This window comes from Peptoanaerobacter stomatis, from assembly GCF_000238115.1.
GTDB lineage: Bacteria > Bacillota > Clostridia > Peptostreptococcales > Filifactoraceae > Peptoanaerobacter > Peptoanaerobacter stomatis.
Window position 1 is genome coordinate 170,258 of record NZ_JH414549.1, and the last position, 11,124, is coordinate 181,381.

Below are 11,124 nucleotides of genomic sequence, written 5' to 3' on the forward strand. Positions count from 1 at the left end.
GTATCATTGCGAAACTATATGTTATCTATCATTGAAATAATAATATTTTTCTATAGCTATCTATCCTAAAATTGTATTTTTGTCCACTATTTGTCTACTACAATTTTATAGACAGCATTACTCGTTAGCTATTTTTTCAAATAATTCTACTACATCTTCTTTTAGTTCATGAAATCTTATAGATAAAAAGGAAGAATTATCTTTAATTAAAGGTAGTTTATAAAGATAATATGTATTGTAAACGAGGTCTACATCTGAATAATGTTGATATTAAAATACCGTCAAATTATATTTTAATTGAAAATATTACTCTCTTAACTTGTGAAAATCACAAATTCATGCATTATATTTTAGAGAAACGATTATGACGTAGATAAGTAGCTTAAAGGAAAAAATACCTGAAAAACAAAGAATTGCGTTTAAGGAAGTAAATAAAATCAGAAAAAAATCATATTTGCAGAAGAAAATTTATGGAGGTCAATTTTGAGATATATACTTTTATTGCGTGGCATAAATGTGGGTGGAAAGAATAAAGTATCTATGAGTCATTTAAAAGAATTATTGTTAAATGCAGGGTTTGAAGATGTTGATTCTTATATCAACAGCGGAAATTTATTTTTTAGTAGTGTCCAAAACTGCAAAAGCTGTATATCCAAGATAAGATATTTGTTAGAAACTAACTACGACTTTTCTATCCCTTTTACTTTAATCAGCAAAGAAGAGTTTTTAGAAGAAAAAGCAAAATTGCCTGACTGGTGGGAGCAAGAGCTGGCAAGAAGAGACGTCTTATTTTTTTCGTGTAACTTGGATAAATCAAAGATTCTTGACTTTATAGACAAAGCTACATTTCACAATGAAATAGTGCACATCGGGAGGCACGCAGTATTTGGGGGTAAATATGATGAGGCCGAATATCTAAAAACTACCTACCATAAAAAATTAATAAAGCAAGATTTTTATAAGAAAATTACAATTAGAAATGGCAATACATTTGAAAAGATAGTAGAGATTCTTAAAAATGAAATATAAATACAAAATTGTAAGGAGTAAGTATGAAGAAAAAATTTGGAGAAATGAGCCTACAAGAACTTTGGCAACAATTTCCGATATTTTTGGTTGAACATAATACAGAGTGGACAAAATGGTATGAAGAAGAAAAGAACTCTATTTTAGCAACAGCGCCAAGTAAAAGTATAAAAAGAATAAATCATATCGGAAGCACCGCTATTTTAGGAATATGGTCGAAAAATATTGTAGATATATTACTTGAAGTAAACAACAAGTCATATTTAGATATTATTAAGGATATTCTTATAAATAATGGTTGGTTATGTATGAACAATACCGAAAACCGAATTACACTCAACAAAGGATATACAGAACAAGGTTTTGCAAAAAAAGTATTCCATCTTCATATTAGAATTACCGGAGATAATGATGAACTGTTTTTTAGAGATTATCTTAATGAACATGAGGAAATAGCTAAAGAATACGAAACATTAAAACTATCTCTTTGGAAAAAATTTGAACATGATAGAGATGGATATACAAATGCAAAAACAGATTTTATAAAAAAATGTACAGACTTGGCAAAATGTGAATATAGAAACAGATATTGACAAATCTCGGTGTAGAACTGACAATACAATTTAACAAACAATGGTAATTTTTATAGCGAGTACTCCATAATGTTTAGTCCTTTCATCTAGCAACCATAGCGTTGATACAAAGAGTTAATACTAAACTTCTATGAAATAACGGTGCAAAAGAGAAAAATAATATATAATACCTTTTAAAAAAGATATGCTCAAAAGTATAACTTTAAGGGATTTGAACATAGTATCTATTTGAGTCAGTATTAGTATAAATTATGAATACTTTTCATTTTAAGCTATTTTACAAACATTAGTATTTATATTGAGAACAAAAAAATCTCCATTGTCAAAGAAATCATTAGAAATAACGTGTAAAGATTGGTTCATATAAGATATTAAAATTTTATGGTTATGTGACTTCAAAAGAAGCCTTTTATATATTCAAAACAACGAATATATATAATGTTTAGGTGGTAAAATAATGATATTACATTATTTCTTAGTAGGCATGAAAGATGTCTTTTCATACGATATAGTTCGAACAACAGTTATTATACTTGTGCTCTTAGCATCAATTGTTATTTATAGAAGACTATCTATTACAATTCAAAGTGGTGGCAATTTTTGCTCATCATATAAAATTGCAGACGGATTTTTCTACATTCACAGCGGTATTGTTCCCGGAAATCGAAAAATTTTGCTGAAAAATATAAGTAAAGCTACAATTCACTTGCTACGAGGCAGAGGCGGTAATGGCGATAGATATCATATAGAGTTAGTAATGAAAAATGGAAAAAATAAAGCCTTTATGGTAGGACAATCCAAGAAAGCTGAAGTAGAGATTGCCGAAATGCAAAAACAACTAAATAAAAAATACACTATTACGATTATACAAAGCTATAAGTATGAAATTAAAAGTAATAAACAATAATGGAAGAAAACAAAAGTGTATATGCCTTTTTATAGAGAAACATTTAGACGTAGCCTTTTTGAACCTCCAAGAATAGCCGTAAGTTTCCTTTATACAAAAAAACTCTTTACCAAAATTAAATTGATAAAGAGTTTTTTTATATTATTTTTTTGTATTATTATAGATTAACTTTTGACAATATTTCTTTTTCTATTGAATCTACTTTGTCTTCTATTTCTTTCATTTGGCTGTTTGTATTTTGAACAAATGCTTCATCTTTTATAGAGCCTAAATTTATTTTTACATTATAAAAAGCTCCATGAACTGCTGTTCTTGCTTGCATTGCTGCTACAGCTCCGTCTGTTACTGCATTTTGATTTCCTTTTAAAACTACTGTCTTAGCTAATTCTAAAAGTGCAAATGCGTCTTTTCCTACATTTAGCGGAACTGTTGCAGCTCCCTTAAATGCTTCTTGAACAACTTTTGTTCTCTCAGCTTTTTGCTCATCTGTATCTTTTGGCAATTTAAATGCTGCCATTATTTTGTTGAATGAGTCTGAATCTTCATCAATATAATTTATGAACTTTTCTTTGTATTCTCCTGCAACTTTTTTGACATTTTCCATTTGAGCTGTCACTTCTTCATAGCCTTTCTTACCTAATGTAAGATTAGCCACCATTTCTATAAGCGCTGCCGCACTTGCTGCACTAAGTGCCGCTACGCTTCCGCCACCTGGTGCGGGAGAATCTGATGCTGTTTCATATATAAAATCTTTTACGCTTAATTCTTTTAACATTTTTAGCTCCTATATATTAATTTTTAATTTGACAGTATTTATATATCTATTTATAAAATCAGTTTACCATTTGACTATGCTTAATAATATATGCAATCATGGTAAACTGATCTTTATTCAAAATATTTACAGAATTATCAAGTTTTAACGATTTAAAGAATAACAATATATTTAAAAATGCTACATTATTATAAATCAACTTTCTTAGAATAATCCTGTTATTACTCCGTTTTCATCTATATCCATTTTTTCTGCTGCAGGTACTTTAGGTAAGCCAGGCATTACCATTATGTTGCTTGTTTGGCAAACTATAAATCCTGCTCCTGCTGATACTCTTACATCTTTTATAGTTATCTTAAATCCTGTAGGAGCTCCCATTACATTTGGATCATCTGTGAATGAGAATTGAGTTTTTGCCATACATATAGGTAATTTATCCAATCCCATTTCTTCTAACTTCTTGATTTGTTTTTTAGCTTCAGCTTCTATTACTACTCCATCTGCTCCATATATTTCTTTTACTATTGTATTTAATTTATCTGCTACACTTAGATTTTCATCATATAAAGGTTTGTAATTTGACTGTTCGTTTTCCAATATCTTAACTAATTTTTCAGCCATTTCTATTCCACCTTCGCCACCTTTTGCCCAGCAATCATTTAATGATACTTCTACACCGAATTCTTGGCATTTTTTAGTAAGTAGATCTATTTCAGCTTGAGTATCGTTGATAAATCTGTTTATACCTACTAATACAGGTAAGCCGAATTTTCTCATATTTTCTACTTGTTTTTTTAAGTTTGCAAATCCTTTATCAAGAGCTTCCAAGTTTTCTGCACCAAGTTCTGTCTTTTTAACTCCACCGTGCATTTTTAATGCTCTTATTGTAGCAACTATAACTACTGCATCAGGTTTTAATTTTCCGTATCTGCATTTTATATCTAAGAATTTTTCTGCTCCAAGGTCAGCACCGAAGCCTGCTTCTGTAACTAATATATCTCCTAATTTAAGTCCTAATTTTGTAGCTATAAGAGAGTTACAACCATGTGCTATGTTTGCGAAAGGTCCACCATGGATAAGTGCAGGTGTATTTTCTAATGTTTGTACTATGTTTGGTTTTATAGCTTCTTTTAATAACATAGCCATTGCACCATGAACATTTATGTCTTTTGCTGTTACAGGATCTCCATCAAGGTTATAAGCTACTACTATTTTACCTAATCTTTCTTTTAAGTCCATAAGGTCAGACGCAAGGCAAAGTATAGCCATTACTTCTGATGCAACTGTTATCATAAATCCGTCTTGTCTTGTAAATCCGCAAGCTTTTCCACCTAAACCTACTACTACGTTTCTAAGAGCTCTGTCGTTCATATCGATAACTCTTTTCCAAACTATTTGTCTTGAGTCTATTCTAAGCGTATTTCCATGATTTATATGATTGTCTATTGCTGCTGAAAGCAGGTTGTTTGCAGCTGTTATTGCGTGCATATCTCCTGTAAAGTGTAGGTTGATATCTTCCATAGGTACTACTTGTGCATATCCACCGCCTGCTGCTCCGCCTTTTACTCCGAATACAGGTCCTAATGAAGGTTCTCTAAGTGCTATGAAAGTTTTTTTGCCTATTTTATTAAGAGCTTGTCCAAGACCTATTGTAGTTGTTGATTTTCCTTCGCCAGCAGGTGTAGGGCTTATAGCTGTAACAAGAACAAGTTTTCCGTCTTTTTCTTTTTCCAATCTTTTTATTGCTTCAAAAGATACTTTTGCTTTGTATTTTCCATAAAGTTCCAATTCATCTTCTGATAATCCAAAATTTTTAGCAACTTCTGTTATAGGTTGCATTTTACACTCTTGTGCTATTTCTATATCGCTTTTTACGTTTGACATAATTTTCTCCTGTTTAATTAATTTTAATATTATATATACAAATCATAGCTATTTAGCCACAACTTTTTTAATTTATTAATTATACTGATAAATCTCATAATAAAATTTACTATGACAGTTTTTATTAAAAATATTGCCCGCCATTAATCACTTTTCTAAATATGCTGTTTTTTGTAAGTGCTTTTGACACTATCATAAAGCTCATAGCTTCAACCGGTATAAATATCAAGCATTTTACGATTCTTGCAGGTAATACAACCATTATTCCTTTTCCTGTTGTCATATAAACCCACAAAGTAGTCAAAAGTAAATCTACTATTATAACTTTCAATACTACAGCTATTATTATATTTTTATTTGTCAACTCTTTTTTGTAAAATGCCGTTCCGTATATAAGCCCACATAAAAATGCACTTATAGTAAAGCCTACAAAATAAGGAAAGCCTGAAGGAAAAAGATTAATACCTATTATATCAGCCATTGCCGATATAGTACCTGCTATAAGCGGTCCAAAAAACATACCTGAAAGCATTGCCGGTAAAAATTTAAATCCTATTCTCACAATTGGAGTTTGTATTGAAAATAGTCTTTCAAAAATCACTATCATAGTTATAAATAGTGCTCCATATATTATTTTATTGGTTTTCAAATTAAAATCCTCCTTATATATATTTTATATACCAATATTAAGAGCAAAACTCTTAAAATAATATACTACGTTTCCATTTAATTATTTAATTTTATTTTCTAAGATTTTTAAAAATGAAAATGTATTTAAAGCTTATATAAATCAAGTCAATAGACCTGATTTATATAAGTAATTATTGTATTATCCTAATAATCTTTTTTCTAATATTTGGCTTATATCAAAGTTTTCTATTTGTAGATAATATTCAGCACAATCAAGTAATGCTTTCATAGGAACTGTTCCTATAACTTCTGTTCCAACTACATTTACTCCATATCTTCTTGCTTCCATTTTTATCATTTCAAATGCTTGATATACAGATGATTTTTCATAGTTTACAAGATTCATTGATACTTGTGTTTGATTTCTTTCTTCCAATTTTAGACCTATGGCTTTTACAAATCTAAGTCCTCCACCTATAAATCTTACTTTCTTTGCTATTGCAGTAGCTATATCTACATCAGCTGTATCTAAGTTTACATTGAAAGCTATTAATGATACTCTCGCACCTACTGCTGAGCAACCGCTTTTTACATTCATTTCATTCGGACCGTAATCAGGTGCCCAACCTTCTTCTTTTATCTTATCGAAAAATCCTTCATATTGTCCTTTTCTTACATCTGCAAGATTTTTTCTTTCAGGTTTTTTGGCAGCATCTTCATATAGATATACGGGTACTCCCATTTCTCCTATCGCTTTACCTACTTCGTTAGCAAGTTCAACGCATTCTTCCATAGTTATATCTGATACGGGAGTAAACGGAACAACGTCAACTGCTCCAAATCTTGGATGAGCCCCCTGATGAACACTCATATCTATCAATGATACCGCTACTTTTGCAGCATTTATAACAGCTTCTTTTACCTTTGCAGGTTCACCTATCATAGTAACAACTGATCTGTTATGGTCTTCATCAGATGAGTAGTCTAAAAGTGTAACTTCTTTTACTTTTCTCACTTCATCAACTATTTTTTCTACTACTTCTTTGTTTCTTCCTTCACTGAAATTTGGCACGCATTCAACTAATTTTGCCATTTTACCCTCCTAATTTTTCTAATATTATTTTAAAATTAAAGATTATATACTTTTTGCTTACAAAACTGTAAGAAGTTTGAAAAAACAATTGTCTAAAATTCATAAAACAATTTATAAATATATAGATATTGTTTTCTTCTCATGCATATAATACTATACGTCCATAAAAAAAACGTCTAATTTAAAATTATTTTCATAATATTTTATTTTTTATCAAAATTTTTATAGACGTTTCTTAGACTATATATTGTTTAAATTGCAATGTTTTTAAAATATGTTATATTTTTATAACTATTTTTTTAACAAAAAACATCTGTCATAACAACATAACATAAAAAAATTTTTTAGATATTTTATAATTTTTTATTCTGCTACAAAACCTTGAATAAAAATTTTTATTGAACAAAAGTTTTTATAAACCATATTGTAACAGGTTGATATATTATATCTACCAAAAACGCTCCGACTATTGGAACTATCATCATGGCTTTTCTTGACATTCCGTATTTTTCGTTTATAGCTGTCATATTTACTATTGCGGAAGGTGTAGCTCCAAGACCGTGTCCGCAAAGCCCTGCGCACATAACTGCGGCATCATAATTAGAACCTAATATTCTAAATATCACAAAGTATGCTATTACTATCATAAATATTATTTGGCAAGCAAGCACTATCATAACTCCGCCGAACAAGTCGGATAATTCCCAAAGTTTCAGTGTCATAAGTGCAAGTGACAGATATAAATTAAGCATTACGTCGCCTATGCCGTCAACAAGTGGATAATCGAATCTATAAAATTTGGTTTTTTCATTTACATTTCTCACTATAACCGCAACAAACATAGCTCCTACATAAGTAGGGAAATCCATTTTTATAAGCTTTCCTATCTGCTTTGATACAAGAGAGCCGATTGCCATACATATCAAGATTACAACAACATTTTTTATTATGTCCAACGATGATAATTTTTTTTCTGAAGATGCGTTTATATTTTCAACGGATGTGTCAAAGTTTTCTGAGTTATCAGGTTTTAAATTATTTTTTTCTATAAGTCTTCTTCCAAGAGGTCCGCCTATCATTACACCGCTTATAAGTCCAAATGTTGCTGCTGCTGCACCAACAAGCGGTGCTATCTCATATCCCAATTTTTTGAAAGTATCTCCATAGGCAAGTGCAGCTCCATGTCCGCCTACCATTGATATTGCACTTGAAAGTAGTGCATATGCCGGTTCCAAGCCTGTTATTTTTGATACGCATATTCCTATTGTATTTTGTATTGTGGCAACTGCTCCGCAGCAAAGCCAATATATGAATAATAATTTACCGCCTTTTTAGCAATGAGATACTTGCACCAAGTCCTACAGTTGTAAAAAATGCCAACATAAACGTGCTTTGGAACGTATTTTCAAAATTGAATTTGAACGCGCCTGTCTTATGACCGATAAAAGTTATAAACATAAATATGAATCCGCCTATAACAGGTGCAGGTATACAATATTTATTCAGTGCATTAACTTGTTTTTTTACTGAATACCCTACTAACAACAATATTCCTGCAAGCGCCAACGTCAGTGTAGGATCAAGATTGATGTTCATAATGTTATCAACAATTTCAAAATTCATAAAATTCTCCTTATTAACTAAGCTCAAAATTTCGTACAGATTCAAGCTATACTATAAATCAAGTTCATTATAATAAAATACCGCCATATTAAATTTATCGTTTCGTAAATTCACAAATATATCAAATAATTTGATTTAACGCAAATATCGAGCAACAAATATATTTTTATACTGACGGCTATTTTAAAACTGAATTATCTTTACAATATAACTTCACAAATTATTACAGGATTAGTCGAAAATTTTAATGTGATTTTGTTTAATATATCTTCCTCTTGTATTTCAAGCAGACTATTTGCAGGTACATTCATTATCTGCATATTATCTGTAGCTATACAAATTTGGAAATCTTCCAATGAATATAAAAACAGTTTTCCGTTTTTCTTAGGTATATATGACATACCTTCAGAAAGCACAGATAAATTGCATTGTATTCCTTTTTTCACAATCAAGTTGAAATCTTTGCAATCCAATGTATTAGTTGATGATGTTTTCCAAGAGCCTAAAAAGTATTCAAGTTCATATGTATCAAGTTCTCTTGAATATAGATTTTCATGATTGACAGATAATTTGCCTATAAGCGGAAGAAGATATCTTTGATAAGAGTTAAACTCACTAAAATTAGATGAAGTGGATGTGAACGTTGCAGATGATATTCTGAAATCAAAGTCCCTATCGGCTAAATTTGAGCCTTCAGGAAATATTACAAGTTGTGTAGTGGTACCTCCTGACCATTGATTTTCAATAAATTCATCTGGTGAAATGATTTTGCTTTTCAATATAAATTACACCTCCTTTTAAAATATGATAGAGATGTGCAAAACAAAAATAAAAGAAGTGATACACAATGATAGATATTTGCATATAACTACTGATTTATTCAGTTTTGCTCATATCTAACCGTTGTAAAAAGTATTCCCGGATATTTTCCAAAATCGGAATACATTTTTTATAAAAATAGTCTGTATTTTCATATTATCATATATAAATAAAAATATCAACACTTTAAAAATAATTATAATCGTTACAGATTATGATCCATTTAAAATGTTGATATTTTATTAGAACTATTTTTATATTATTCCTATTTAAATACAAATATTTTAAAATTAATATTTAGTATTAATATTATTTTATAACTTATATTTTTAAATAACTGTTTTTTTATTCAAATTCTAACGTTGCTATTTCTTTTAGAGTGTTTATATCATTAACCTTTATTCCATATTCCGAAACCGTATAAAGATTATCTCTTATCTGTACACTGCGTTGTATCTGTCTTTCATATTCATACACATCATATTTTGCAGAATCTTGTTGTTTTTCTGTATAATGCGTTATCCTGCCTTTTATATCAAATCCTTTTTCTGATATATCGTATACATAAACTCCTGAAAATGTAGGAACTATTGGAGATGAATCCAATCTTTTCTCCAATCTTGTAACATACATAGGTATGGCGAAAATATTTCGTCTTTCGTCAAACATAAGCGCTTTATGGTCGTTTTCTATAGATGAATATGTTCCTTTTGCTCCTATACTTTCCGTATCTACTTCTTTCGGATTATTAAAATCACTTATATCAAATAAAGACATCTTAAAGCCATCATTAACAACTCTTTCACCTTTATTAGCTGTATTTTGTCCAAATCCTATTAAATAATTGTCCTTGTATGGATGTAGATATTCGCTATATCCGGGTATTTTTAAATATCCCAATACTTTCAAGTTTTTTGGATTTTTAAGGTCTATTACAAATAAAGGATCAACTTGTTTGAATGTTACCAAATAAGCTTTATCTTTTATGAATCTTACGGAGTAGATTCTTTCTCCTTTTGCCAAACCATCCAATTCGGATAATTTTTTCATATTTTTATCGTAGCTTGCTACCGCATTTTCGCTTTTATCGTCATATTGATATTTTGTGTATGCTACAAACAGGTTTCCGTTATTTTCATTCAATGAAAACTGATTTAATATGCTCCCTTCAAATTCGCAATATCCTGAATAATTGAAATTCATCTTATCTACAGCTATTTTTTTAATTCCAGTGCCTTCTCTAAATTCATAAGTTTTATAGTTATAGTCATATATAGGTGTCGATATATATATATTATCTGTAGACATATAGATATCTCCGGAACTTCCCATATATAACAGCTCATTGTTATTTTTCGACATCGTCGTTTGCATAGCTGTAATATATGTTATTTCTTCTGAGGGGTTAAAAGGCATATATATCATTTTTGTCAAATCTATTCCTGTAGAGTCAAATTCATATGAAGGTCTTGCATAAAAATCCTTTCTATAAAATATATTTGGTGTTTCTTTATATTTTGTATTGAAGTAATCACTTGTTACTGTATATATTATATCGCCCTTTTTTCTTGACTCATATATAAATCCTTTTGCTGATTTGCTATTTAAAAGTTTAGGCTTTGAAGCATTGGATACATCATATATATCAACTAATGTCACATTTTTATAATTATCATCTTTGTATTCATTATATGCATATATAAGAGAAAGTTTATTGTTATCTATATATATATTGTTTAAAGTTTTTCTTTTTTTGTTTCTTATCTTTGATTTT

9 protein-coding genes and 1 pseudogene are annotated in these 11,124 nt (G+C 29.7%); 3 read left to right on the forward strand and 7 right to left on the reverse strand.

From position 1 onward, the window contains the following. Nucleotides 1–483: 483 nt before the first annotated feature. The 3 genes from HMPREF9629_RS04295 to HMPREF9629_RS04305 all read left to right on the forward strand — a co-directional run bounded on the left by HMPREF9629_RS04295 (nucleotide 484) and on the right by HMPREF9629_RS04305 (nucleotide 2,526). Nucleotides 484–1,029: a DUF1697 domain-containing protein gene (locus HMPREF9629_RS04295; protein WP_009525127.1), complete on the forward strand. Its 546-nt coding sequence runs from the start codon at nucleotides 484–486 to the stop codon at nucleotides 1,027–1,029. Nucleotides 1,030–1,052: 23 nt separating this feature from the next. Continuing rightward, nucleotides 1,053–1,619 carry a GrpB family protein gene (locus HMPREF9629_RS04300; protein ID WP_009525128.1) on the forward strand — a complete coding sequence of 189 codons (567 nt, stop codon included), beginning with the start codon at nucleotides 1,053–1,055 and terminating at the stop codon, nucleotides 1,617–1,619. Nucleotides 1,620–2,076: 457 nt separating this feature from the next. Beyond that, nucleotides 2,077–2,526 (forward strand): hypothetical protein, encoded by a 450-nt coding sequence (locus tag HMPREF9629_RS04305; RefSeq protein WP_009525129.1) that lies wholly within the window; start codon nucleotides 2,077–2,079, stop codon nucleotides 2,524–2,526. A 157-nt stretch (nucleotides 2,527–2,683) separates the two neighbouring features. Here the strand turns inward: HMPREF9629_RS04305 and HMPREF9629_RS04310 are convergent, their stop codons facing one another. The 7 genes and pseudogenes from HMPREF9629_RS04310 to HMPREF9629_RS04340 all read right to left on the reverse strand — a co-directional run. After that, the gene (locus HMPREF9629_RS04310; RefSeq protein ID WP_009525130.1) at nucleotides 2,684–3,301 is read right to left on the reverse strand and encodes a cyclodeaminase/cyclohydrolase family protein; all 618 of its coding nucleotides are present in this window, start codon (nucleotides 3,299–3,301) and stop codon (nucleotides 2,684–2,686) included. 204 nt (nucleotides 3,302–3,505) lie between these two features. Further along, nucleotides 3,506–5,185 carry a formate--tetrahydrofolate ligase gene (locus tag HMPREF9629_RS04315; protein WP_009525131.1) on the reverse strand — a complete coding sequence of 560 codons (1,680 nt, stop codon included), beginning with the start codon at nucleotides 5,183–5,185 and terminating at the stop codon, nucleotides 3,506–3,508. A gap of 124 nt (nucleotides 5,186–5,309) precedes the next feature. After that, nucleotides 5,310–5,834: a folate family ECF transporter S component gene (locus tag HMPREF9629_RS04320; protein ID WP_009525132.1), complete on the reverse strand. Its 525-nt coding sequence runs from the start codon at nucleotides 5,832–5,834 to the stop codon at nucleotides 5,310–5,312. Nucleotides 5,835–6,014: 180 nt separating this feature from the next. Beyond that, nucleotides 6,015–6,908 carry a glutamate formimidoyltransferase gene (ftcD, locus tag HMPREF9629_RS04325; RefSeq protein WP_009525133.1) on the reverse strand — a complete coding sequence of 298 codons (894 nt, stop codon included), beginning with the start codon at nucleotides 6,906–6,908 and terminating at the stop codon, nucleotides 6,015–6,017. Nucleotides 6,909–7,303: 395 nt separating this feature from the next. Then, nucleotides 7,304–8,531 (reverse strand): annotated as a pseudogene (gltS, locus tag HMPREF9629_RS04330) (sodium/glutamate symporter). A 200-nt stretch (nucleotides 8,532–8,731) separates the two neighbouring features. Further along, on the reverse strand, nucleotides 8,732–9,310 hold the full coding sequence (locus tag HMPREF9629_RS04335; protein ID WP_009525136.1) for a HutD family protein: 579 nt from the start codon (nucleotides 9,308–9,310) through the stop codon (nucleotides 8,732–8,734). A 385-nt stretch (nucleotides 9,311–9,695) separates the two neighbouring features. Continuing rightward, nucleotides 9,696–11,124: beta-propeller domain-containing protein (locus HMPREF9629_RS04340; RefSeq protein ID WP_009525137.1), on the reverse strand; the 1,429-nt coding region annotated here is incomplete at its 5' end.

Coding starts and splice junctions, on each gene's coding strand:
- HMPREF9629_RS04300 (WP_009525128.1), top strand. CDS start 1,053: ATGAAGAAAAAATTTGGAGAAATGAGCCTACAAGAACTTTGGCAACAA.
- HMPREF9629_RS04310 (WP_009525130.1), bottom strand. CDS start 3,301: ATGTTAAAAGAATTAAGCGTAAAAGATTTTATATATGAAACAGCATCA.
- HMPREF9629_RS04305 (WP_009525129.1), top strand. CDS start 2,077: ATGATATTACATTATTTCTTAGTAGGCATGAAAGATGTCTTTTCATAC.
- HMPREF9629_RS04315 (WP_009525131.1), bottom strand. CDS start 5,185: ATGTCAAACGTAAAAAGCGATATAGAAATAGCACAAGAGTGTAAAATG.
- ftcD (WP_009525133.1), bottom strand. CDS start 6,908: ATGGCAAAATTAGTTGAATGCGTGCCAAATTTCAGTGAAGGAAGAAAC.